Here is a 24596-nt window from a genome sequence, read left to right on the forward strand (position 1 = left end):
CTTAATCGACGCAAACATACCAGGAGTCTGTTTACTGTTACACCCCTTGTGGAGTTCGGCGTTGAATGCGCAGCCACATCGCGAAGCCCCACAGAACGAAGAATGCATAGACCAGATAGAGGATCGCCGACGGGTAGTACCCTGCCCGGAATAGAAGGGGAACGCCGACAGCGTCGACGCCGATCCAGATGAGCCAGAACTCGGTCCAGCCGCGTGCCATCCCGTACGTCGCGAGGATCGAGCCGGTGAAGATCCAGGCCTCCGCCCACGCTCCGTACGAGCCGAGAAGGTCGAAGATCCAGGCGAAAGCGATTGTGCCGCTTGCCATGACGGCGATCATGGCGACTCGCTCGCGAGTTGTCGCCCAGTGGGGCAGGACTGCGCGACCGGAGTCAAGTGCCCCACGTCGCCACTGGGTCCACCCGTAGACGCTGACGGTGATGAACAACAACTGACGGCCGGCCTGGCCGTAGAGATTGAGCTCTTGCGGCGTGTGGAAAAGTGCGCCCATGAAGACCGTGAACAACAAGGCATTTCCGGCTATACCGACAGGCCACGCCCATACCGAGCGTCGCGCGCCCGCGATCGCGGAGCCTATTCCGAACGCGTTTCCGATGATCTCTCGCCAGAGAATCGTGGCGCTGCCGATGTGCAGTTCAGCGTCGAACAGCGCCTCGATCAGGCTCATCAGTCCGCAGCAGCGACGAGGGGTTCGAGCGTCAGATCCGGGAGTTCCTTCTGGATGTACTGCAGGCGCCACTTGTCACTGACAAGGGCGAGCAGGACACCGTCGGATCGGGTGAAGACCTCCACACCGCGCTGACGGTTCAGTTCGACCTCGGACGCGGCGTCGGTACGGCGGGCCAATGCGTAGCCGAGTGGTTCCATCTTGGCCTCGACGTTGAACTCGGCCTTCATGCGCGCTGCGACGACCTCGAACTGCATCGGGCCGACAGCCGCCATGACGGGGGAGGCGTCGCCGCGGATGTCGTTGCGGAGAATCTGGACGACGCCCTCGGAATCGAGTTGATCGACTGCACGGCGGAACTGCTTGTACTTGCCGGCGCTTTCGGCGCGCAGGATCGAGAAGTGTTCCGGCGCGAACGACGGGATCGGCGGGAACTCCACCTTCTTCTCGGTGTACAGCGTGTGGCCGGGTGCGAGTGCGGTGGCGTTGACGAGGCCGACGACGTCGCCGGGGAACGCGGATTCGACGGTGGAACGTTCACGGCCGAATACCGTCTGCGCGTACTTGGTCGTGAAGGGCTTGCCGGTTTGAGCGTGTGTGACAACCATGCCGCGCTCGAACACGCCGGAGACGATGCGCATGAACGCCAGACGGTCACGGTGCGCGGTGTCCATACCGGCCTGCACCTTGAAGACGACCGCACTGAACGGATCGGTGACCTCGCGCGGCTTGCCGCTGAGGTCTTCGCGGCCCCGCGGCGGCGGCGCCAATTCGACGAGAGTGTCGAGGATCTGGCGGACACCGAAGTTGAGCATCGCGGACGCGAAGATCACCGGGGACGTCTGACCGGCGAGGAACATCTCCTGATCGTGGTCCTGGCCGGTAGCGGAGAGCAGTTCACTCTCCTCGGCCGCGGTCTCCCACTCGGAGCCTTCCTTGGCGAGCGCCGCGTCGGCGTCCATGACCTCTTCGGGGGCGATCTTCGCGCCGCCTGCGGTACGGGTGAAGCGGACGTACTCGCGAGCCTCACCGTCTTCGCCGCGCCGCAACAGTCCTCGGAAGTCGCCGGCGATGCCGACGGGCCAGTACAGGGGAGTGGGCGTGAGGCCGATGCGTTCGCTGATCTCGTCGAGCAGTTCGAGAGGAGTCTGGCCGGGACGGTCCCACTTGTTGATGACCGTGATGACCGGAATGCCGCGGTGACGGCACACCTGGAACAACTTGAGCGTCTGCGGTTCGAGGCCCTTGGCAGCGTCGATGAGCATGACGGCTGCGTCGACGGCGGTCAGGACGCGGTACGTGTCCTCGGAGAAGTCGGAGTGACCGGGGGTGTCGACGAGGTTGATGACGTTGATCTGCTCGTCCGGGGTCTCGGACGAGTGGTAGTTGAACTGCAGTGCGGTGGAACTGACGGAAATGCCGCGGGCCTTCTCCATCTCCATCCAGTCCGAGACCGTCGACTTGCGTCCGGCCTTGCCGTGGACGGCACCAGCCTCGGAGATCTTCTTCGCGTGCAGTGCCAGCGCTTCGGTGAGTGTCGACTTACCGGCGTCAGGATGCGAGATGACGGCGAAGGTGCGGCGACGCTCCGCCTCGGCGGACAAGCCCTTGGTCGTCGTCGTGACCGCGACCGACCCGCTCTCGGTTGAATCGGGGCCTTCGGTGTCGGACTGGACAGTCGAGTCGGAAGGGACGGTCGAGTCGGACGGGGTAGTCAACGAAGAACCTCTCGAAGTGGGCGTCGGTGCCGGCGACGTGCCGGTGCGCGGACAGGTGGAGAGTGCGGCAGCACAACAGAGAAAGGATACTCGCAGACCACGAGGCAGTAGCCACTGCGGCGTAACACTCGGCGAACGATCGCTGATTATCAATGTATGTGTGTGTTCGAACACACAGCCATTTGTGTCCTGCGAAGAGTTGCACTGAATCGAAGAGTGACACTGACCGAGGAGTTGCGTTGAGCAAGTTCACCGAAGAGATGTACGCGACCGCCGCAGTCACCGACCGCGGCCTGGTGACGGGAGAGCCCGACAACGCTTTCCGTCAGACCTGGGGCGACATCCACCAGGAAGCTCGGCGCATGGCCGGTGGCCTGGCCGAGGTCGGCATCGATCGCGGCGTCGCGATCGGCATTCTCGCCGGACAGCCCGTCGACATCGCTCCTGCCTGCCAGGCGACGTGGATGCGCGGTGCGTCGGTGACGATGCTGCATCAGCCGACCCCCCGAACGGATCTGGGCGTCTGGGCTCAGGACACCGAGACGGTGATCGACATGATCTCCGCAAAAGCCGTCATTCTGGGTGCACCATTCGACGCGGCCAAGCCGCTCCTCGAAGAGCGTGGCATCACCGTCGTGACGGTGGACGAGCTTCGTAGCGGAACGTCGATCGATCCCGTGGAGACGGCCGAATCGGATATCGCACTCCAACAGTTGACGTCAGGTTCCACCGGTTCGCCCAAGGCCGTGCAGATCACGCACGAGAACTTCTACACAAATGCGTACGCGATGATCAACCGCATCAAGTTCTCCATCGAGGACGACGTGATGGTGAGCTGGCTTCCGCTCTTCCACGACATGGGCATGGTCGGCTTCCTCACGGTTCCGATGCAGGTGGGCGCCGAGGTCATCAGCATCACGCCGATGGATTTCCTGCGCACCCCGGTGCTGTGGGCGGAACTCATGGGCAAGTACGGCGGAACTGTCACCGCCGCACCGAACTTCGCGTACTCGCTCTTGGCTCGTCGACTCGCACAAGCAGAAGACGGGGCAGTCGACCTGTCCAGCGTCCGATACATGTGGAACGGCGCCGAGCCGGTGGATCCCGACACGATGGATGCCCTCGCCGAGGCCGGTGCGCGTTTCGGTTTGAACCCGACCGCGCTCGCTCCCGTGTACGGAATGGCGGAAACCACGCTCGCCGTGTCGATTCCGGATCCCGATCAAGGTCAGGTCCTCGACTACGTCGATCCCGACTTCCTCGAGTCGATGTCTCGGGCGGTGCCGTCCAATCGCCCCAACGCTCGTGCCCTCGCCACACTCGGAAAGATGGTGCCTGACCTCGAGGGACGCATCGTCGACCGCGACGGCCAGGTGCTTCCGGCTCGCGGCGTCGGAATCATCGAGGTTCGCGGCAAGGCAGTGACCCCCGGTTACGTCACGGTGGAAGGTCACAAGCCGGCGCAGGACTCCGACGGTTGGCTCGATACCGGTGACGTCGGGTACTTCACCGAAGAAGGACTGGTCGTGGTGTGCGGGCGAGTCAAGGACGTCATCATCATGGGCGGCCGGAACGTGTACCCCACAGACATCGAACGGGCGGCCGGAAGCGTTGCCGGTGTGCGCCCGGGAAATGCCGTCGCAATCCGTCTCGATGCCGGCCAGAAGCGTGAGAGCTTTGCGGTCGCCGTCGAGACCAACGCTTTCGAAGATCCGGAAGAGGTCAAGCGCATCGAGCGCGAAGTGGTCCACGCCGTGGTTGCCGACGTCGGTGTCCGGCCTCGCGCCGTTGCGGTTCTGGGCCCCGGCAGTATTCCGAAGACGTCGTCGGGAAAGCTCCGCCGCGCCAATTCGGCTGCCCTGCTGGGTAACTGACTGTCAGTGCAAGCGGTTCTGTGCGGCTTCGAGCCCGAGTTCGAGCAGTAGCTCGACTGCATCCGCAGCTTCTTCGCACACGAGATCGAGTTCTTTTCGCTCCGTGGACGAGAACGGCTTGAGAACGTAGTCCGCCGGGTCCATGCGGCCCGGCGGGCGACCGATCCCGACGCGCGTGCGCAGGTAGTCCTTGGTGGTCAACGAACTCGAAATGGACCGCAGACCGTTGTGTCCGCCTTCGCCGCCGCCGAGTTTGAGTCTGATGGTCCCGAAATCGAGATCCAGTTCGTCGTGGACGACGATGATGTTCGCGGCATCGACCGAGAAGAATCGCGCGAGACCGGCGACCGCGCCACCCGAGAGATTCATGTACGAGCGTGGTTTTCCGAGAATCACGCGTCGTCCGGCGAGGCGACCTTCGACGATTTCGGCGCCACTCTTCTTGTGTACGTTGAACTTTCCGCCCATGCGCCCGGCAAGGGTGCCGGCGACCATGAAGCCGACGTTGTGCCGGGTCTTCTCGTACTGCGGGCCGGGATTACCCAGGCCGATGACGAGGGCGGTATCTGTGCTCAACGGACGCTACTTTCTGGCTTGTTTTTTCCTGCTACGCACGAACGGCGCGTCACTCCGAATCGGAATGACGCGCCGCGCGCAGTGAGTTCTGTTGGAACCGAGAGGATCAGGCCTCTTCTGCAGCCTCGTCGGCGGCGGGAGCTTCTGCGCCCTCTTCGAGGTCAGCCTCGGTCGGTGCAGCAACGACGTTGACGATCAGGGTGTCGGCGTCAGCCTGCAGGACGGAGCCGGCGGGCAGTTCGAGCTGGCTTGCCAGGATCTGGGTGCCGATTTCGAGGCCCTCGACCGAGACCTCGATCTGCTCGGGGATGTGGAGGGCGTCTGCCTCGATGGAGATGGTCGATGCATCCTGCGCGACCATGGTGCCTGCAGCAGCGTCACCGACGACTACGACGTGAACGTCGATGGTGACCTTCTCGCCCTTCTTGATGACGAGGAGGTCAGCGTGCTCGATGTAGCTGCGGATGGGGTGCACGACGACCGACTTGGTCAGTGCAACCTGCTCCGTGCCCTCGATGTCGAGGGTGAGGATGGCGTTGGTGCCCTGTGCGCGGAGGATGCGAGCGAAGTCGCGAGCCGGCACGTTGAGGTGGCGGGGATCTTCGCCGTGGCCGTACAGAACCGTGGGGACCTGGCCGTCGCGACGTGCGCGGCGAGCTGCGCCCTTGCCGAATTCGGTGCGGACGACGGCGACGAGGTTGTTTTCTTCAGACATGATGAAACGGCTCCTACAACTCACGGGGTTCGTGCTCGGTTTACTGACGTGTGGTTTTGCCTGCGGCAAGGCGGACAGGCGCGCACACGGCCAGGAGCGAAACGCTCGAGCTGAGCCGTAGCCGCGTCGATCACGGTAAACCTGCAACGTGTGGAACTGCTGCGATTCACCCTCGCCGAGACAACTTTGGATACGTTACCGGAGTTTGCTCCCCGCCGCTAATCGCAGGTGGTGGGGACCTGGCCGTGTGGACGTGGTTCGCGTCACATCGAAAGCGGTAGCCTGACGGAGTGACCACCGTGGGGAGCGCTCCCGAAGGCAGTCGGCTCGGTGCCGTCGTGCCGGGTACCGACCTGTCGCAGCATGCGCGCCTACTGAGCCGGGTGCACGACGCAGTTCTCTCGGGGCAGGAACCACCGGCGCAGCCGCGGACCGTCGTGGCGCGGTCGTGGTCGCGGGTGGCTGCGGGTGGGCTCGCGCCCGATCATTGCGGCGCGTCCGCTGTCGCCGATTTCTCCGAGTTGGAGTCGAGGCGTTCGCGTACCGCGCTGCGCAGCGTTCTGCCCGAACTGCGAACCACGCTCACCGAGGTCGCCGAGGACGCAGGCTTCATCGTGGTCGTTGCCGACGCTGACGGTGTCCTGCTCTGGCGCGAGGGGGCGAAGACCGTCAAACGTGCGGCGGACGCACTCGGGTTCGCCGAAGGCGCGCGCTGGTCGGAGCAGTCGGTGGGTACCAACGCGATCGGTACCGCGCTGATCGAAGATTCTGCGGTGCAACTCTTCTCGGCCGAGCACTATGCGCCGACGCATCACAATTGGTCATGTACCGGCTCGCCTGTGCACGACCCCCGGACAGGCGAGATCCTGGGCGTGGTGGACATCAGCGGGTCCGCAGCCTCGGTGCATCCCACCACTGTCGCGCTGGTTCGCACCGCGGTTCGCCTCGCGGAGGCGACGCTGTGGCGCGAGCATGCAGCTCAGCTCGATCGCCTGCGCTCGCGGGCGGCGCCATTGTTCGCGGCGGGCACGGGTCCGGCATTGGTGGTCGACGAGTTCGGCTGGGTGGCTGGCGCCAGCGGGATTGCCGCGCCTGACCGGGTGGCGGCACCCAGTGCGGGAAAGCCCGTCATCGTGCCAGGTCTTGGGATGTGTCTGCCTGAGCCGCTCGGTGACGGCTGGCTGTTGCGCACCGGCGTCGGCGGGCCGGTGATCGAGCTCGAGCTGTCCCTCGGTGCATCGCCGCAGGTGACGGTGCGTGGTGATGCAAACTGGACGCGCGCGCTTTCGCCGCGTCACGCTCAGATCTTGCGTGCGCTGGCAGCTGTGGGATCGGCTGGCGTGGATGCCGCAGGCCTGAGCGAAGTGCTCTTCGGTGATCGCGAGCATGTGGTGGCAGTGCGCGCCGAGGTGTCCAGATTGAGGAAACACCTCGGCGCGGTTCTGCAGACTCAGCCGTACCGCTTTGCCGACGGCGTGCGGGTTGTGGTGACCTAGCGCGCTGCGCTGATTCCGGCACGACGTCCGAAGAAGCTGCCGTCGCCGAGACTGGTTCCGCTGGCGTAACCACCTGCGCAGACACCGGACGTGCAGCGCCCCGCTGCGAACAGTCCGGGGATCGGCGCACCCGAGACGTGCAGAACCTCGGAATCGACGGTTGTCTTCAATCCTCCCAGCGTGAATCCGCCTGTGCGGCCACGTAGATCGATTGCCGCGAACGGGCCGACGATCGGCTTGACCCACTCGGACTTCTTGCCGAGCACCGGGTCGGACCCTTCAGCCGCGTGACGGTTGTAGAGGTCGACGGTCGATTGCAGCGATCCGGCGGGAAGCCCCATCTCGGCTTCGAGTTCCTCGACGGTTTCCGCCACCCAGGTCGGCTGCGCCCGCAACTGCGCACTGGACGATTCGGCATTCATGCCTTCCTCGTACGCAGCTTCGTCGATCACGAGGAATGCCTGGTTGTCCTGCTGGAACAGTGTTGCCTGTCCGATGCGGCCCGGGTAGGTGTCTTCGGGGATGTATCGCTGACCACGGCCGTTGACAAGAATGCCGCGCACCATCAACTGTGGGTCGCAGAAGAACGCGACCTCGGTGGCGTCCATGTGTGCGGTGTCGGCGCCCAGAGCCTGACCGATCTGGATTGCGCGGCCGTCGTGCGCTTCGATCGAGGCCGCCGGGTGGCCGAAGATACGCGGTGCGTTCGAGCGCACCATCTCGTTGTTGTACGCGAAACTGCCCATCGCAAGCACGACGCCTTTGCGGGCACGAATCGCGACGTCCTTGCCGTAGCGCTTGGCGACAACTCCCACGACCCGATCGCCGTCGACCACCAAAGTCTGGACACGCAGATCGTATTCTGCACGGACACCGAGCTTTTCGGCCGTCTCGACGAGTGGCTTCATCAGCATGTAGCCGCCGCCCTGCTCGCCGGTCTTCTTCTCGCTCATCTGCGGGACGTGTCCGCGGGGCGCGGGATCGACGAGCGCGTTGAACGGTGCGGCGTTTTCGCCGCCTGAGTACATGAGGCCGTCGTCGTACGGCGGTTCCCAGCCGGGCTGACCCCAGAACGATTCCTTGAACGGGACGCCGGCGTCGACGAGCCAGTTGTAGTGATCGACGCTGCCCTCGCAGTACGCGTCGATCTTCGTGTCGTCGGTTCCGGGGCCGAGCGCTGCCTTCATGAACGTCTTCATGTTCTCGACCGAGTCCTCGAACCCGCACGCCTTCTGCAACGGCGTTCCACCGCCCAGGTAGATGAATCCACCAGCCAGTGACGCGGCTCCGCCCCAACCGCCCGTCCGCTCCAGGACGAGCACCTCGGCGCCCGCACGCGCTGCTTCGATCGCAGCGGTGACGCCGGCGATGCCGTATCCCGCGACGACGACGTCGGCCTCGTAGTCCCAGGTGGTGATGTCTGCAGCGGAGATCGGTCTGACGGTCGAGTCGGCCATGCGAAGCGTCCTTTCGGAAGACGAAACTACTGATCGCCACACAGTTGCAGTTTCGACTTCCGCGGATCAGGTGTGGTCCCGGTCAACGGGAGGTTTGTAATCTCCTGACCGCGCTAAGGAATGCGTCCAGGTCCGCTTCGTCGACGAAGTAGTGCGGCGATGCGCGAACCACGGCGTCGAGCCCGCGTGCATCCATGTCGAGGAGCGTGGACCCGCGACCGCTGACGGTGACGGTGATGTTCTGTGCTGCAAGCTGATCCCGCACGAGGTGCTCGGAAATACCTTCGACGGTGAAGGAAACGATGCCGCTCAGCTGGGTCCCTCGATCGTGGACGTCGACTCCGGGAATCGATGCCAGCCCTTGCCGCAGCGCGACTGCTCTGGATTCGATCTGTGCCCACACCGTGTCGGTGCCGATCGAGAGCAGATAATCGGCGGCGACGCCAAGACCCAGGCGCGCAGCGACACTCGTCTCCCAGAGTTCGAATCGTGTTGCGTCCGGTGCAGGGACGAAGCTGTTCTCGCTCGTCCATTCCGCTCCGTGCAGATCCATCGCAGCAGGTTCGAGCGCGTCGACGAGTCCGGGGCGGACGTACAGGAATCCGGTTCCGCGTGGCCCGCGGAGCCACTTGCGGCCGGTGGCGCTGAGGGCGTCGATGCCGAGTTCGGTGACGTCGATGGGCAACTGGCCGAAGGACTGGCACGCGTCGAGCAGAACGAGAGAGCCATGGGCTCTGGCCAATTCGACGACCTCGCAAACGGGGTTGATCAGGCCGCCGTTGGTGGGGACGTGGACGACGGAGACGAGGCGAACCCGATCGTCGAGCATGTTCTCGAGTGCGTCGAGGTCGATGCGTCCGTACTGATCGCTCGGGATGATCTCGACGTGGGCGCCGGTCGAACGCGCCCGCCCCAGGGCGGCGATGGCGTTGCTCGCGTATTCGACTCCGCTGATGAGGATTCGATCACCAGGTCCGAGCGAAACCGAGGCGAAGAAGTCGTTCCACGCGCGGGTCGCGCTGTCCGTCAACGCGATATCGGTTGCCTGAGCGCCGATGACCCGGGCCAGCGAATGCGGAACAGCAGCCAGGGCGCCGCTCTGACGAGCAGCTGCGACGTATCCGCCGACGTCGGCTTCACGTCGCAGGTGCTCGATCATCGTGGTCAGCACCGGCTCGGGCGGGAGCGAGGATCCCGCGCTGTCGAGGAACACCTTGTCGAGGCATCCGGGAGTGTCGCGGCGGATCGTGTCGAGATCGAACATGGCACCTTCCGTTCATGTCGGTGTGGTTCAAACTACCTGTGAACGAAGCTGTCCCGATGGAGCGAAGGCTGGGCACGGTCGATGCCGTGGTGATCGGCCTCGGCGCGATGATCGGCGCCGGAGTCTTCGTGGTGTTCGCGCCCGCTGCCGCAGTAGCCGGTACCGGGTTGCTTGTGGGCCTGGCGATTGCAGCGTTCATCGCATTCTGCAACGCGACGTCGTCGGCGCAGCTTGCGGCCAGATACCCCACGTCAGGTGGGACCTACGTCTACGGACGTGAGCAGCTCGGACCCTGGTGGGGGTTTGCCGCAGGCTGGTCGTTCGTGATCGGGAAGACCGCGAGTTGCGCGGCAATGGCCCTGACTTTCGCGACGTATGTTGCGCCTACCGCCTGGCGTGTTCCCGTCGCGGTATTGGTGGTGGCGGCGCTGGTTGCAGTCAACTACCGCGGAGTGACGCGGACGGCGCACATGGCCAGGGTGATCGTCGCTGTGTCGGCGACAGCACTGTGCGTAGCGCTGCTGGTTGCCGTCGTCGGTCCTGGTGCAGTGCGCGAGCTCCCGGATCTCGCGTTCGGGTCGTGGTACGGAGTCCTGCAATCGGCGGGGCTGCTGTTCTTCGCCTTCGCCGGCTACGCCAGGATCGCGACGCTGGGGGAGGAAGTGCGCGATCCGCGCCGCACGATTCCGCGGGCGATCCTGATTGCTCTCACCGTCGCCGTCATCCTCTATGCACTGGTAGCAGTGGTGCTGTTGGTGACGTTGGGACCTGATCGGCTGGCGAACTCGGCACGGCCCTTGGCCGATGCAGTGGGCGCGACCGGGTGGAACTGGGCAGTTCCCGTAGTGGTGATCGGTGCCGCTGCGGCGTCGGCGGGGGCGCTGCTGGCTCTGATCGCGGGGGTGAGCCGTACGGCGATGGCGATGGCACGCGAGCGTGATCTGCCGGTTGCCCTGTCAGCCGTCCACCCACGGTTCGAGGTACCTCACCATGCGGAACTTGTGGTCGGTGCTGTCGTGATCGTTTTGGTGTCGACAACCGATCTTCGTGGGGTGATCGGCTTTTCGTCGTTCGGAGTGCTGCTCTACTACCTTGTCGCGAACGTGAGTGCGTACAGCCAGCGCGGGGTGGACCGGATGTATCCGAAGTGGCTGCAAGCGGTCGGCGCGGCTGGTTGTGTCGTTCTGGTGGTCACACTTCCGTGGATTGCGGTTGTTTTCGGGGTAGGTGTTGTTCTGGCCGGTTGTGGGTACCGGTGGATACGACTGAAGAAATTCAACGACACGTAACACCACAAAGGGTGCATCTCGGACGTTGGCGTTCTATCGTCGGTAGCGACCGCGAAGACCGCCCGAAGGGGAAGTCGAATGGTGACAACAGCGTTGACAGCAGCACAGACCACGCAGGTGGATTCGCGTCCTGCGGCCGAGGCCTACGTCGGTGGTGTGTGCTTCAAACAGGGGCCACCCCGCTTGGTAGGAGCTGAGCTCGAGTGGCTGACCAGCCACGTTCCCGGTGGAGAGAGGCCGTCAGCCGCGACTCTGGCAAGGGCACTCGGGCGACATGCACCCACCAGTATCGACCCGGATTCACCGGCGGCACCGCTTCCGCGTGGCAGCCTCGTCACCGTAGAACCTGGCGGACAAATAGAACTCTCCTCAGCGCCGCGCACGTCCGCTCGCGAACTGTGTGACTGCCTCGACGACGACCGTCGTACTCTCGAAACACTCCTCGCGCCGTACTCCATCGAAATCAGTTCGGCGGCGGCCGACGTCGCCCGCCCACCTTCCCGGATTCTCCGGCTGCCGCGTTATTGCGCAATGGAATCCCGCTTCGCCGGGATAGGACCGTACGGCACCTTGATGATGTGCAATACCGCGGCAGTACAGATCAGTGTCGATGCCGGCGGCAGCCCGGAGTCCATCGCCCAGCGTTGGCGGCTCCTCGGGGACATGGGCCCGGCTCTCATCGCAGCGTTTGCGTGTTCTCCACGCTTGCAAGGGGTTCCGAAGGGAGATTGGGCGTCCCAACGCATGCGGACGTGGCTCGAACTCGATTCATGGCGAACTGTCGCAGTCCCGGAAGTGCAGGACTATGCCGGCTGGGCGCTCGATGTTCCGCTGATGTGTGTGCGAAACGAGGGTGACGATTGGACGGCTCCGCGGGGTGCCACTTTCGGAGACTGGATAGACGGCGCTGTGGATGCCGAGATCGGACGCCGACCCGTCTGGGCAGACTTGGACTATCACCTGTCCACGCTGTTCCCGCCGGTTCGCGCCGTCGGCCATCTGGAGGTTCGCTACATCGATGCGCAGCCGGGAGATCTGTGGCGAGTACCGGTAGCAGCGATCGATGCGTTGCTGTCCGGGCCTGCCGTGATGCGGGAGGCCAGTGATGCTGCAGCATCGACGGCCGGGCGGTGGCGGGACGCGGCGGAGTACGGATTGGACGATGTCGAACTGCGTTCGGCTGCAACCTCTCTGATGTCGCTTGCCGCGTCGTACGCGCCGGAGCCGCAGTTCGTTCGTCTTCTCGATGCCGCAGCCGAACGGTGTTGTCGCGCAATAGTGCCCGGTGAGAGCGACACATGACGGGGGAGATCACCAAGGAAGCGGTCGAGGCCGTACTTCTGCGAGCGCGTGAGCGGTCGACGCTACTCACCGACTGCGTCGACGATACCGAATTGATCGCTCAGCATTCCCCGTTGATGAGTCCACTCGTGTGGGACCTGGCGCACATCGGTAATCAGGAGGAACTCTGGTTGGTTCGCGATGTCGGTGGCCGCGATCCGGTGCGTAGCGACATAGACGAGCTGTACGACGCTTTCAAGCATTCGAGATCGTCGAGACCCACACTTCCCCTGCTCAACCCGGCCGAGGCGCGCGAATACGTACGTACGGTCCGTGGGAAGGTCTGGGATGTGCTCGAAGCCAGCACGTTCGGTCGTACAGAACTCGACGTGGACGGTTTTGCCTTCGGGATGATCGCGCAGCACGAGCAGCAACACGCCGAAACCATGCTCGCGACACACCAATTGCGTTCGGGACCCACGGCACTCGTTGCGACACCCGCTCCGCAAGCGGCCCGCATGCCGGAACTCGACGAGGTCACGATTCCCGCCGGCCCCTTCGTCATGGGGACCGACGACGAACCGTGGGCACTCGACAACGAGCGCACTGCGCATCAGGTCTATCTCACCGACTTCGCGATCGACAGATTCCCGGTCACCAACGGGCAGTTCGTCGAATTCATCGAGGACGGCGGGTATTCCCGACCGGAACTGTGGTCTCGCGACGGTTGGCGGCATCGCGTCGACGCGAAACTTCGTGCACCCCTGTTCTGGGAACACGACAGTTCGGGTTGGTGGCACGAGACTTTCGGCGTCGAGGCTCCGGTTCCGCCGGACAAGCCGGTCGTGCATGTGAGTTACTACGAGGCCGAGGCCTACGCCGGCTGGGCAGGCAAACGGCTTCCCACCGAGGCGGAATGGGAAAAGGCCGCGCGCTGGGATCCGGAATCCGGAAGATCACGACGGTTCCCCTGGGGGGACGTCTCCGCAGACGAGAATCTCGCCAATCTCGGTCAACGCCATCTCGGCCCCGCCGGCGTCGGCTCGTACCCAGCAGGGGCGTCAGCAGCGGGTGTCGAGCAGTTGATCGGCGACGTATGGGAGTGGACGTCTTCGGGTTTCCATCCGTATCCGGGTTTCCGGGCTTTCCCGTATCGGGAGTACTCGGAGGTATTCTTCGGCGGCGACTACAAGGTGTTGCGAGGGGGATCGTTCGGGACCGACAGTGTTGCCTGTCGTGGGACGTTCCGTAACTGGGACCATCCGATCAGGCGCCAGATCTTCTCGGGTTTTCGTTGCGCCAGAACGATTTCGGGTAGACCCTGACATGTGTCGGCACCTCGGGTATCTCGGGCCGCCACGTTCGGTTCGTGAACTCATCCACGACGGCGAGAACTCACTGATGCGACAGTCGTGGGCACCTCGCGAGATGCGTGGCGGCGGGACCATCAATGCCGACGGATTCGGTGCGGTGTGGTGGAACGGTGGAAGGCAGGGACGGTACCGCAGTATCTCGCCGATCTGGTCGGACCCGACAGTCGACGAGACGTTGTCCCACATAGGTTCCGGAGCCGTCCTCGCCGCCGTGCGTTCCGCGACGGAGGGGATGGCCGTCGAGATCGGTGCCTGCGCACCGTTCGTCGACGGAACCTACGCCTTCAGTCACAACGGAGCCGTATCCGGTTGGCCTGGATCACTTGCCGACTTGGCGGCAGAAGTTCCGGCCGTCGAACTGCTGAAGATGCCCGCCCCGACGGATGCTGCCTTGTTGTGGACAGTGCTTCGGCATCGGTTGAAGTCGAAGCCCGCGGAGGTCGCCGTGACGAGCCTCGTTCACGATGTGGCTGCGGCGGCGCCGGATTCACGATTGAACCTCCTGTTCGGCGACGGGCAGGAACTGTGGGCCACGGCGTGGGGCCACACGTTGTACACGCGGGTCGACGAGTCGCGGGCCCTGATCGTTTCCGAACCGTTCGATCGATCCCCGGACTGGGAGCAGGTGCCGGACCGGCACATCGTCTGCGCGCGTCCCGGCCATGTGATCATCACCCCGATCCCGATGGGAGAAAAATGAAAACCCCTACGCTCGAGGTTTATCTGACACCGGCCGAATCGGTCGACGCACTGCGAGCCGAGGCCAGGGAGGGGCTCAGCGCAACGCCGAAGTGGCTCTCGCCCAAATGGTTCTACGACGCGCGTGGAAGTGAACTGTTCGAGGAGATCACGGCCTTACCCGAGTATTACCCCACCCGTACCGAACGCGGCCTGCTCACGCAGTACGCCGACGAGATCGCGGCGTTGACCGAACCCGAGATCCTGATCGAACTGGGTTCAGGTTCCTCGGAGAAGACGCGGTTACTCCTCGACGCGATGACGGCTCGCGGAACTCTGCGAACGTATGTACCGCAGGATGTTTCGGTGACGGCCCTCGAAGGCGCGGCGCAGCAAGTCGGCGCCGAGTTTCCCGGAATCGACGTGCTCGGAGTGGTCAGCGACTTCACCGGTTCGCTGCATCATCTGCCCGGTGGTGGACGGCGCGCGGTCGCTTTTCTCGGCGGAACTCTCGGTAATCTCGTTCCCGCAGAACGAGCCGAGTTCCTCTCGGGGATCGCAGCGGTGCTCGCTCCGGGGGAGAACCTGATCCTGGGTGTGGGATTGGTGATCGATCCGGCGGTTCTCGTGCCCGCCTACGACGACGCTGCCGGCGTGACTGCCCAGTTCAACCTCAACGTTCTCGCGGTCCTGAACAAGCAACTGGGAGCGAACTTTCCCTTGGAAGACTTCCGTCACGTCGCGCTCTGGGATGCCGAGAACCAGTGGATCGAAATGCGGTTGGAAGCACTTCGTGAACTCTCGGTGCATATCGACGACCTGGATCTGGAGATCACCTTCGCAGCGGGCGAGCAGCTGCGCACCGAGATCTCGGCGAAGTTCACCGAGGACGGGATTGCCGCGGAGCTCGCATCCGCGGGCTTCGGGGTGCGGAAGGTGTGGACGGATCAGGATCAGCGCTTCGCGTTGTTGTGCGCGCAGCGGGCGTGAGCGTTCACTAATCGACTCGAAACGCGGGTTTCCGCGTCTGGGAACGACTTCTGTGCGCTCGGTTCCGGCAGCGCAGACCGATTTGTCTGTTTATAGTGAGGCGCAGAACGGTTTCCGACCCGAGGAGAACGCGTGCGTCATCCGAAGCTCGCCGCATTGACCGTGGCCCTGACTGCAGTACTGGTGATGCCGGTAACGCAGAGCGTGGCTCAACCCTTCCCCTTCGACCCCGGCAGTTTCGGCAACGGCAGTACCGGATCGCTGGGCGGTGACGACCCGGACATCCCCATCGAGAACACCCTCCCGCAGCTGTCGGTCACCACACTCGTCGACGGACTCGATCACCCCTGGGACGTCGTGGCAGCCCCGGACGGCGCGATCCTGACGGGACAACGGTCCGGCGGATTCTTCGTTCGCCGAGGCGACAACACGACAGGTCCAGTCTCTGCTGACCTTTCGGATCTCTACGCTCAGTCCGAAACCGGGCTCATGGGCATCGCGCTTGCCCGTGACTTCGCTCAGTCGCGCACCCTCTACACCTGCCAGGGATTCAGTGCTGGGGGAGTCACGGACGTTCGAGTGATCTCGTGGACCGTCGACGCCGGATGGACCGCCCTCACGCGGACCGGAACCGTATTGCCAGGGATCCCGGTCTCGTCCGGGCGTCACGGGGGTTGCCGAATTCTTGCGGCCCAGGACGGGACGCTGTTCGTCGGGACGGGTGACACCGCGACGCCGAGCGTCCCGCAGGATCCGAATTCGCTGGGCGGCAAGGTCTTGCACATCAACGCCGACGGATCTCCAGCAGCGGGGAATCCGAATGCAGGCAGTCCCGTCTACACGCTCGGTCACCGCAACGTCCAAGGCTTGGCCGTGCAACCTGGAACCGGTCGGGTCTACTCGGTTGAACAGGGCACAAGCGTCGACGACGAAGTCAACCTGCTTACCTCCGGCGGAAATTACGGCTACCGCCCGGATCGGCTTCCCGGAACGTACGACGAATCCGTGCCGATGACCGATCCCGTGCGAGTGCCGGGAGCAATTGCGGCGGTGTGGCGTTCGGGTAGCTCCACGTTGGCTACCGCCAGCGCTGCCTTCACGGGCGGAGCGGCGTGGGGCGCCTGGGACGGTGCACTCGTAATGGGTGGTCTCAAGAGCAAGGAACTGATCTTCCTCCGCCTCAGTGCCGACGGACGCTCGGTCGACGCGCAGACCTTCGGATTGGTGAACCAGTTCGGGCGCTTGCGCTCGGTGACTCCGACGCCGGACGGCTCGCTCCTGGTGACCACCGACAACGGAGCAGGCGACAAGGTGCTGCGGGTGACGCCAACGCCCTGATCTTCAATACCAGGCGATGACCCGGCACGGACCACCCGAACCACCCGCATGCGTCGGCGCTCCCACCATCACCGTGGCGCCGACGGCCGGAAGTGCGGACAGGTTCGCGAGGGCTTCGACTGCGTACTTTCCTGAGCCCAAAGCGCTTCGGTGAGCCCCGTGGGTGGTGCTTCGGCCCGCGTCGATGCTGAGGGTGTCCGAACCCACGGCCACTATGTCGCGCTCGCGGACGAGGAAGTCGATCGCTTCGGGGGCGAATCCCGGAGTGTGTTGCACGCCGTGTACATCTCGATTCGTGAAGGCTCCGCCGGCACCGGCCCGGGTATCCCAACCCGAGTTCATCGCAACCAGGCTGCGAGGAGAGATCGTCCCGTGGACGGCTTCCCAATCGAGGATGTCCTGATGGGTGAGCAACGCGTCAGGGTCGACGGCGGCTCGGGCGCTGATATCGACGACCGCAATCGGTACGACGAGGTCGGCGACCGGAATCTTCTCGACGGTGATTCCGTCCGCACTGGCGTGCGCGGGCGCGTCGATGTGCGTACCGGTGTGTTCCTCGAGGCGGAGTTCGTTGAGGTAGAAGTTTCCGCCGAAACCAGAGGACCCGAGCGAGCCCATGGACCCGCCGGCGTCGGCGATCTTCGCCAGGTTCCTCATCTCGAACGAGCGCGCGCCCGGCCACACCGGGAAATCCGGCGTCAGTACATGGGTCAGATCGACGATGGTCCGACCCGATGGCGCTGCCGACGCAGTGGGCTGCACCGCGCCGGCCACGACGGTCGCACCGAGCGCAGTAGTGCCGAGCGCCGCGAACATCGATCGTCGGCTGACTTTCCTGCCCTCTCGTCCGATCGATTCGTAGACCTCCGACAACACCTTCGGTGAGCACATCAGAAACTCCAGATCACTGGGATCAACACCGTCGCAACTACCAGGAACCACAACAACATCGGGAGTCCGAGCTTCCAGTAGTCGCCGAACTTGTATCCGCCAGGTCCCATCACCATCATGTTCGCGGGAGTGGCGACGGGCGTCAGGAAGGAGGCTGCGGCAGCGACAGTCACCGTCATCAGAAGGGGCAGCACCGAGATATCGAGTTCGCCGGCGACCGAGATGGCGATCGGCGTGATGATCAGCGCGGTCGCGGTGTTGCTGATCAGCTGACCCAGCGTCGCCGTCACGACGAAGAGTCCGGCGACGACGACATACGGGCTTGCACCACCGACGACGTCGACGAAGGCATGAGCGAGTTTCTCGGCTGCGCCGGTCTGCTGGATCGCGGTCGAGAGCGGGATCATTCCGCCGACGAGAATCAACGTGGTCCACGAGATGGACCGATGCGCTTGCTCCACGCTGATCACTCGTAACAAAACCATCGCACACGCCGCGAGGAGTCCGGCTATCGCCGACGGCACCAATCCGAAGGTCAGCAACACGACCATCGCCGCGACGACGACGAGGGCGATGACCGCGCGAGTTCCCAACGGCGCTGCCTGCTTACGGATCTGACCAGGTGCGTCGACCACGAGGACATTCGGATCGACCGCGGTGTGGGTGTCGAGATCGTCCCAGCTGCCTTGCAGGAGGAGCGTGTCACCTGCCGCCAACTTGACGCCCTTCGGGCCGCAGTCCTCACCGGCACGCTGGACCGCGAGGATCACCAGATCGCCACTGTCGGTCACCATGCCGGGAAAGGCCCTGTCGCCGATCATTTCCGAGCGCGGCGGGATTATCACTTCGACCACACCGTCGTGCTTGGTGATCAAGGGCTCTGCGGACGGCGCATCCTTGCCCATCAACTGATACTGCTTCGCGAGGGTCTTGGCGTGCCGGCTCAGGTCAGGCGACATCGACGTCCCCGCACGATGGGGGAGGACGTGAGGACCGAGAAGTACGGCGATCGCGATCGTTCCCAAAACGAGCGGCGCACCGACCAAGGTGAAACTGAAGAACCCGAAAGCACCGGCCCCGGATTCCTCGGCGGCTTCGGAAACGATGATGTTGACCGGTGTTCCGGTCAAGGTGAGCATCGAACCGGCATGGGCGGCAAATGCCAACGGCAGAAGCAGTTGTGACGTCGACTTACCGAGACGCACTGCCAAGACGACCACCATCGGCACCAGCGCGGCTACGGCTCCGTTGACGCTGATCAATGCGGTCAACGCGGCAACCAGCAACATGATCGCACTCAAGAGGCGGACACGGGATTCGCCGACTTTCGCCAGTAGTTTCTCGCCCGCCCACGTGGTGACACCGGTGGCGTCGAGGGCTTCGCTGACGACGAAGAGCGCGGCGATGAACACCACCGTGGGATCGCCGAATCCGGCAAGCGCCTGCTCCATCGTGATGACACCGGTGGCGTAGAGCGCCAGGGCAGTGCCGATCGCGATGATGCCGACCGGGATTCGGCCGATCACGAACAGCGCCACGACCAGTGCAAGCACGACAAAGGTGATGGTGATGTCATTCACGATTCGTAAAGGTACCTGCTCATACAGAACGGCCCCGTCTCGCAAGGGAGACGGGGCCGTGGGACGGACGCGAAGGAATTAGTTGGAGGCGGCGATGCGAGCCTTCTCGAGAGCGGCCAGCGTGCGAAGAACCGTGGCCTTCTGCTTGTTGAGATCGCTCAGTCGCGCGCGCGCCGGCAACCCTTGTGCGAGTTCGGCGACCTTGATCTGCTCGTCGATCGAACCGAGCTGATCGAGAAGCCCTAGGACGCGAGCCTGGAGCGTGTCGATGTCCACGGTGTCCGTCTTGACCGGAGCGGCAACGCGCGTCGCTGTGCCCGTGCTGGCGGGGCGGGAAGCCCGTGCGGGTGACGTGTCGGCGACAACCGTTGCGGCACGGGGCCGAATTGCCTTGCGAACGGCGGCCGCATCGGGAAGGACGTCCATGCGGATCTCGTTCAGAACTCGGCGAGCCTCGCGAGCGTTGACGCGGTACTCGCGTTCTTCGTCGTCGTCGGACTGCAGCGTGCCGCCGAGCGGGCGCAGACCGTACATACCGAGGAAGCGCTTCGCGTCGTCGATGATGCCTTCGTTTTCACGACATTTTCCACAGCGGGGTTCGTTGCGGAACATGTCCACGGAGTTGTCGTCTCCGCACCAGACACAAGATCCTGGGCGCCACCGCCGGATCGTCGGAACTGATGAATTCAGGGAATGAGATTCGGGCCGGGATTCCAGGGTTTGCGCGTCGATCACGACGAGCCACACTAGGCGAAGATTGCGGCGCGGTGAACACCGCCCCAACATCGACCTGGGTTTCTGGTCGTGGGCGTGATCAAGATCATGCTGAATGCCGTATTCGGTGGTATTCGTGTGTCCCACAGGTGGTTTCATGATGACCGGGTGGTCTGTTTCTGTGGTGTTCACGAAGACGACGACGGGCGCGTACCAGTGACCGTGAAGTCACAGGTACGCGCCCGTAGAGCAGCGTGAGACTAGGCGCTGCCGTTGAACAGCGAAGTCACAGAACCGTTCTCGAAAACTTCCTTGATGGTGCGAGCCAGCAGCGGTGCGATGGACAGCACCGTCAGCGTCGGGAACTTCTTCGACTCGTCGATCGGAAGTGTATTGGTGACAACAACTTCCTTTGCGCCACACGTCGACAGGCGCTCGGCAGCAGGGTCGGAGAGGACGCCGTGGGTTGCAGCGATGACGACGTCACCCGCTCCGGCCTCCTTGAGTACCTTGACCGCGCCGGCGATGGTTCCGCCGGTGTCGATCATGTCGTCGATCAGGATGCAGGTGCGACCTTCGACATCACCGACGACGCGGTTGGACTTGACCTGGTTGGGTACCAAGGGATCGCGCGTCTTGTGAATGAACGCCAGCGGCGCTCCGCCGAGCGAGTCGGCCCATTTCTCGGCGACGCGAACGCGGCCCGAGTCGGGGGAGACCACCGTGATGTTCTCGAGGTTGTAGCCCGCGCGAATATGGTTGGCCAACTGGCTGTGTGCGTGCATGTGATCGACGGGGCCGTCGAAAAAGCCCTGGATCTGATCGGTATGAAGGTCGACCGTGATGATGCGATCGGCGCCGGCAGTCTTGAGCAGGTCAGCGATCAGGCGAGCGGAGATCGGCTCGCGTCCGCGGTGCTTCTTGTCCTGGCGGGCGTACGGGTAGAACGGAAGAACGGCGGTGATGCGCTTTGCCGATCCACGCTTGAGAGCGTCGATCATGATGAGCTGCTCCATCACCCACGTGTTCAGCGGTGCCGGATGACTCTGCAGGACGAACGCGTCGGAGCCGCGAACCGACTCTTCGAATCGAACGAAGATCTCACCGTTCGCGAAGTCGCGCGCGGTCTGCGGGGTGACGCGGATGTCGAGTTCCTTCGCCACCTGCTCCGCCAACTCGGGATGTGCGCGACCCGAGAACAACATCAGGTTCTTCTGGTTGTCGATCCAATTCGCAGTCACTGGTTCATGCCATCCTTTTGTACTTGCCGGTCGATCTGGTGGTGATCTGTGCTGTCAGGTAGTGCAGGGCTGTCAGGTTGTTGCAGGGCCGTCAGGTTGTGCAGCTGCTGCTGCAGCATCGGCCGCGGGCGTGCCGGGACGATTCTTCTGAACCCAGCCCTCGATGTTGCGCTGCAAACCACCCGAGACGGCAAGCGCCCCTGGCGGTACGTCGTTTCGCAGAACGGTTCCGGCCCCGGTGTATGCGCCGTCACCAACGGTGAGCGGGGCGACGAACATCGTGTCGGAACCGGTTCGCACATGCGACCCCACCACAGTACGGCTCTTGTTCACGCCGTCGTAATTGACGAAGACGCTCGAAGCCCCGATGTTGCTGTGATGGCCGATGGTGGCGTCGCCGACGTAGGTAAGATGCGGAATCTTCGAATGCTCGCCGATGTCCGCGTTCTTCGTTTCCACGTATGCGCCGATCTTCCCGTGGTCACCGAGGCGTGTAGCCGGCCGCAGGTAGGCGAAAGGACCGACGGTCGCGTCGGCTCCGATCACGGAGTCGGTCCCGTGCGAGCGGACGACTTGCGCGCGCTCCCCGACGCTCACGTTGTCCAAGGTGGTGTCGGGGCCGATCACGGCGTCCTCGCCCACCGACGTTGTGCCGGTCAACTGAACTCCGGGTAGGAGCGTCACGTCCTGTGCGATGTGCACGCCGCAATCGATCCACGTGCTCGCCGGATCGACGACGGTGACGCCGGCACGCATCCACGTCTCGAGGATCCGACGGTTCATCTCGCGGGCGAGCGTCGAGAGCTGCACGCGGTCGTTGGCGCCCGCGACGAGAACCGAATCCGCGATGTGCTGCGCGCGAACACGCTTACCCGCGCGACGGGCGATCATGATCACATCAGTGAGATAGAACTCGTGCTGTGCGTTGTTGGAGTCGAGAGACGCCAGCGCATCGCGCAGAGTCTCGAAGTCGAAGGCGTAGACACCTGAATTGACCTCGGTGATCGAGCGCTGCGAATCGGTGGCTTCCTTCTCTTCGACGATGGCGTTGACTTCGCCGTCCGTCGTACGAAGGATCCGTCCGTAGCCGGTGGGGTCGAGGGCCGTCGACGTCAACACCGTGACCGCAGCCGCAGGGGCGGCAGTGTGCTGAGCGAGGAGGTCTGCGATGGTCTTGCCGTCGAGCAGCGGCACGTCGGCGGCCGTCACGAGTACGGTTCCGGCGAAGTCGGCCGGCAGACCTTCGAGTCCGCAACTGACGGCGTGCCCGGTGCCCTTCTGCTCGTCCTGAACGGCGACGGTGACGGGCCGGCCCAGTTCACCCGCGACTGCGTTGACTGCTTCGGTGACACGCTCACGATCGTGACCGACGACGGTAACCAGGTGCGTGGGGTTCAGTGAGGTTGCCGCGTGAAGCGAATGTGCCAGCATGCTGCGTCCGGCAAGAGTGTGGAGGACCTTGGGAGTCTTCGACTTCATTCGTGTACCGGCACCCGCTGCGAGAACGATCACGGCGGTCTGCACTGGTTTGAGCTCCCTCTGTCGATCAAACTGTCGATCAAGCTGTCGATCAAGACACGCATTTCCGCTCGGAAAATGCATGTTGTTCACCAGCTCCGCCGCCAGGACTCGAACCTGAACTATCTGAACCAAAATCAGAGGTGCTGCCATTACACCACGGCGGATTGCCACGCATTGCCGAGCCTTGCGGCCGAACGCGCGCAAGAATAATCGCATGCCGACCCGCCGTAGGTCGAACCGCTCCTCTGATTGGGTCCCCGAAGTCCCGATAGGCTGAGCGTCCACAGCAGTAATTTGTGTGTCGGCGAGAGGAAGACAATGGCGGCGGTGTCCGGTTCGGGTGGCGGGGATCCAGTTCCCGAACGAGTGACACGGATCCGGATGACCGGTACCCAACGTCGGCAACAACTGATCGAGATCGGGCGGGCATTGTTCGCCGAACGGGGATACGAAGCGACCTCGATCGAGGAGATCGCCCAGCGAGCAAACGTGTCCAAGCCGGTCGTGTACGAGCACTTCGGCGGCAAGGAGGGGCTGTACGCCGTAGTAGTGGACCGGGAGATGTCGCGACTCCTCGAGATGATCACGTCGTCGCTCTCGCAAAATCGCTCGAGAGTTCGAGTCGAGCGGGTTGCGTTGGCTTTGCTCACCTACGTGGAAGAGCACACTGACGGATTTCGGATACTCGTGCGCGATTCGTCCGTCGTCGCGCCCAGTGGGACGTATTCGAGCTTGCTCAACGATGCGATCAGTCAGGTGGGCTACCTGCTTGCGGGGGACTTCTCCAGACGCGGTTTCGACCCCGGACTAGCAACGATGTACGCACAGGCGCTTGTCGGCATGGTGTCCACTACGGCTACTTGGTGGCTCGACGAACGGACTCCGTCGAAGGAAGTTGTCGCCGCTCACCTTGTGAATTTGTGTTGGAATGGGCTGACGAATCTGGAAGCCGACCCACAATTGGAGGGTTAACCAGGCGCGCCTGCCGCGCAGAGATGGATCGCGGTCTAAGCTGTGTTCGCTGTATCACGATCGTTTGATGGGCAAATGTCTCATTTGTTTGCAGGGTGGGTTGAATGCCGAACCGTGCCTTCCATTTTGACGCTGTGAACGGGTAAGACCAAGGATTCGTTCGATGTGTGGTGATTGGAGGCCGGATCGATGGTGAGGCAAGAACGGGCAGAAGCCACCCGTGATTCGGTGCTGCGCGGAGCAGCGGGTGTGTTCTTGCGCCTGGGTTATGCCAATGCCAGCTTGAGCGAGATCATCGCTGAGTCGCAGGTGACCAAAGGCGCGCTGTACTTCCATTTCGGGTCCAAGGAAGAACTCGCGCGGGCGGTGATCGACGAGGGTTCGGCGCGTTTCGACGCAAAATGTGAGCTCTGGTTGGACCGTCGCACTCCCGCACTCGAGTCGCTGATCGGTATTTCGTCGGTCATCGTCGACATCGGTGCGCATGACGCCATGGTTAGAGCAACGTTCCGCTTGTTGGTCGAGATCGGGGACTATCGGGGCTCCGGGCCGGCGACTCTGGACGTGTGGCTCGATATTTACCGTGAACTTGCCAGCCGTGCGGCAGACGAAGGTGATCTGCGTTCGGACGCGGATTCTGCTGACATTGCTCGTTTCCTGTTGGAAGTGGCGTCCGGAGTTCGGCTGATGGCAGCCGCGACCGGGACCGTTCGTGAGCTTTCGGACTCCATGAAGGCATCGTGGAACCTGATACTTCCGATCGTGGTCCCGGAATCGAAAGTGGAGTACTTCAGGCAATTCGCGGCCCGCCGCCTTGCCAGCGATCACTGAAATCACTGACTCTCCGCACTGCTCCTTTGGCCAGTTTGCTGCAAATGTCCTGGTAGCGACATTGTTCTCTTTGTTCTGCATTCGAAACAAACTAAGAGTATGTTTATAG

At 63.5% G+C, this 24596-nt stretch carries 21 protein-coding genes and 1 tRNA gene; 10 read left to right on the forward strand and 12 right to left on the reverse strand.

The annotated features are described in order from the left end of the window. Positions 1 to 37: 37 nt before the first annotated feature. Positions 38 to 688, reverse strand: a complete 651-nt coding sequence (pnuC, locus tag AC1DVN_RS11595; RefSeq protein WP_477846226.1) for a nicotinamide riboside transporter PnuC — start codon at positions 686 to 688, stop codon at positions 38 to 40. Then, on the reverse strand, positions 688 to 2292 hold the full coding sequence (locus tag AC1DVN_RS11600; RefSeq protein WP_135000451.1) for a peptide chain release factor 3: 1605 nt from the start codon (positions 2290 to 2292) through the stop codon (positions 688 to 690). Before AC1DVN_RS11600 ends, pnuC begins: the two co-directional genes overlap by 1 nt. 353 nt (positions 2293 to 2645) lie before the next feature. Between AC1DVN_RS11600 and AC1DVN_RS11605 the strand changes: the two genes are divergently transcribed. Further along, positions 2646 to 4280: a fatty acyl-AMP ligase gene (locus AC1DVN_RS11605; protein WP_031331014.1), complete on the forward strand. Its 1635-nt coding sequence runs from the start codon at positions 2646 to 2648 to the stop codon at positions 4278 to 4280. Between the two features lie 3 nt (positions 4281 to 4283). Here AC1DVN_RS11605 and pth read toward each other — a convergent pair whose 3' ends face one another. After that, complete coding sequence (pth, locus tag AC1DVN_RS11610) at positions 4284 to 4856, reverse strand: aminoacyl-tRNA hydrolase (RefSeq protein ID WP_003946229.1); 573 nt, start codon at positions 4854 to 4856, stop codon at positions 4284 to 4286. Positions 4857 to 4962: 106 nt separating this feature from the next. Then, the gene (locus AC1DVN_RS11615; protein WP_020908579.1) at positions 4963 to 5571 is read right to left on the reverse strand and encodes a 50S ribosomal protein L25/general stress protein Ctc; all 609 of its coding nucleotides are present in this window, start codon (positions 5569 to 5571) and stop codon (positions 4963 to 4965) included. A 290-nt stretch (positions 5572 to 5861) separates the two neighbouring features. On the opposite strand from AC1DVN_RS11615, the gene AC1DVN_RS11620 reads away from it, so the two are divergent. Next, positions 5862 to 7067 carry a GAF domain-containing protein gene (locus AC1DVN_RS11620; protein WP_019744666.1) on the forward strand — a complete coding sequence of 402 codons (1206 nt, stop codon included), beginning with the start codon at positions 5862 to 5864 and terminating at the stop codon, positions 7065 to 7067. Here AC1DVN_RS11620 and AC1DVN_RS11625 read toward each other — a convergent pair. Both AC1DVN_RS11625 and AC1DVN_RS11630 read right to left on the reverse strand, forming a co-directional pair. Beyond that, a complete protein-coding gene (locus AC1DVN_RS11625; protein ID WP_283308624.1) occupies positions 7064 to 8524 on the reverse strand; it encodes an FAD-dependent oxidoreductase in 1461 nt (486 codons plus the stop codon). The two genes, AC1DVN_RS11620 and AC1DVN_RS11625, sit on opposite strands and share 4 nt — an antisense overlap. A gap of 82 nt (positions 8525 to 8606) precedes the next feature. Continuing rightward, positions 8607 to 9788, reverse strand: a complete 1182-nt coding sequence (locus AC1DVN_RS11630) for an aminotransferase class V-fold PLP-dependent enzyme (protein WP_047888913.1) — start codon at positions 9786 to 9788, stop codon at positions 8607 to 8609. A 14-nt stretch (positions 9789 to 9802) separates the two neighbouring features. On the opposite strand from AC1DVN_RS11630, the gene AC1DVN_RS11635 reads away from it, so the two are divergent. From AC1DVN_RS11635 to AC1DVN_RS11660, 6 genes are all read left to right on the forward strand, one after another. Beyond that, positions 9803 to 11077 carry an APC family permease gene (locus AC1DVN_RS11635; RefSeq protein WP_046378959.1) on the forward strand — a complete coding sequence of 425 codons (1275 nt, stop codon included), beginning with the start codon at positions 9803 to 9805 and terminating at the stop codon, positions 11075 to 11077. Between the two features lie 78 nt (positions 11078 to 11155). Beyond that, complete coding sequence (egtA, locus tag AC1DVN_RS11640; RefSeq protein ID WP_047888912.1) at positions 11156 to 12379, forward strand: ergothioneine biosynthesis glutamate--cysteine ligase EgtA; 1224 nt, start codon at positions 11156 to 11158, stop codon at positions 12377 to 12379. Beyond that, on the forward strand, positions 12376 to 13683 hold the full coding sequence (gene egtB, locus AC1DVN_RS11645) for an ergothioneine biosynthesis protein EgtB (protein WP_477846225.1): 1308 nt from the start codon (positions 12376 to 12378) through the stop codon (positions 13681 to 13683). Before egtA ends, egtB begins: the two co-directional genes overlap by 4 nt. A 1-nt stretch (position 13684) precedes the next feature. Continuing rightward, positions 13685 to 14431, forward strand: a complete 747-nt coding sequence (egtC, locus tag AC1DVN_RS11650; protein WP_020908572.1) for an ergothioneine biosynthesis protein EgtC — start codon at positions 13685 to 13687, stop codon at positions 14429 to 14431. After that, positions 14428 to 15399: an L-histidine N(alpha)-methyltransferase gene (gene egtD / locus AC1DVN_RS11655; protein WP_029255892.1), complete on the forward strand. Its 972-nt coding sequence runs from the start codon at positions 14428 to 14430 to the stop codon at positions 15397 to 15399. Before egtC ends, egtD begins: the two co-directional genes overlap by 4 nt. Before the next feature lie 132 nt (positions 15400 to 15531). After that, the gene (locus AC1DVN_RS11660; protein WP_046378956.1) at positions 15532 to 16737 is read left to right on the forward strand and encodes a PQQ-dependent sugar dehydrogenase; all 1206 of its coding nucleotides are present in this window, start codon (positions 15532 to 15534) and stop codon (positions 16735 to 16737) included. Between the two features lie 3 nt (positions 16738 to 16740). Here the strand turns inward: AC1DVN_RS11660 and AC1DVN_RS11665 are convergent, their stop codons facing one another. From AC1DVN_RS11665 to AC1DVN_RS11690, 6 genes are all read right to left on the reverse strand, one after another. Beyond that, positions 16741 to 17628, reverse strand: a complete 888-nt coding sequence (locus AC1DVN_RS11665; RefSeq protein WP_046378955.1) for a cyclase family protein — start codon at positions 17626 to 17628, stop codon at positions 16741 to 16743. Continuing rightward, the gene (locus AC1DVN_RS11670; protein ID WP_019744656.1) at positions 17628 to 19208 is read right to left on the reverse strand and encodes an SLC13 family permease; all 1581 of its coding nucleotides are present in this window, start codon (positions 19206 to 19208) and stop codon (positions 17628 to 17630) included. The genes AC1DVN_RS11665 and AC1DVN_RS11670 overlap by 1 nt, the downstream gene beginning before the upstream one ends. 78 nt (positions 19209 to 19286) lie before the next feature. After that, positions 19287 to 19943, reverse strand: coding sequence for a hypothetical protein (locus AC1DVN_RS11675; protein ID WP_024487329.1), 657 nt, complete (start codon positions 19941 to 19943; stop codon positions 19287 to 19289). Positions 19944 to 20182: 239 nt separating this feature from the next. Then, complete coding sequence (locus AC1DVN_RS11680; RefSeq protein ID WP_019744654.1) at positions 20183 to 21163, reverse strand: ribose-phosphate diphosphokinase; 981 nt, start codon at positions 21161 to 21163, stop codon at positions 20183 to 20185. 72 nt (positions 21164 to 21235) lie between these two features. Next, on the reverse strand, positions 21236 to 22687 hold the full coding sequence (gene glmU / locus AC1DVN_RS11685) for a bifunctional UDP-N-acetylglucosamine diphosphorylase/glucosamine-1-phosphate N-acetyltransferase GlmU (RefSeq protein WP_019744653.1): 1452 nt from the start codon (positions 22685 to 22687) through the stop codon (positions 21236 to 21238). Between the two features lie 90 nt (positions 22688 to 22777). Continuing rightward, positions 22778 to 22848 (reverse strand) — tRNA-Gln (locus AC1DVN_RS11690). A 154-nt stretch (positions 22849 to 23002) separates the two neighbouring features. Here AC1DVN_RS11690 and AC1DVN_RS11695 point away from each other — a divergent pair. Continuing rightward, on the forward strand, positions 23003 to 23656 hold the full coding sequence (locus AC1DVN_RS11695) for a TetR/AcrR family transcriptional regulator (RefSeq protein WP_019744652.1): 654 nt from the start codon (positions 23003 to 23005) through the stop codon (positions 23654 to 23656). A gap of 189 nt (positions 23657 to 23845) precedes the next feature. Further along, positions 23846 to 24487: a ScbR family autoregulator-binding transcription factor gene (locus AC1DVN_RS11700; RefSeq protein WP_003946317.1), complete on the forward strand. Its 642-nt coding sequence runs from the start codon at positions 23846 to 23848 to the stop codon at positions 24485 to 24487. Positions 24488 to 24596 lie beyond the last annotated feature (109 nt).

Source organism: Rhodococcus sp. P4_E4, assembly GCF_056401575.1.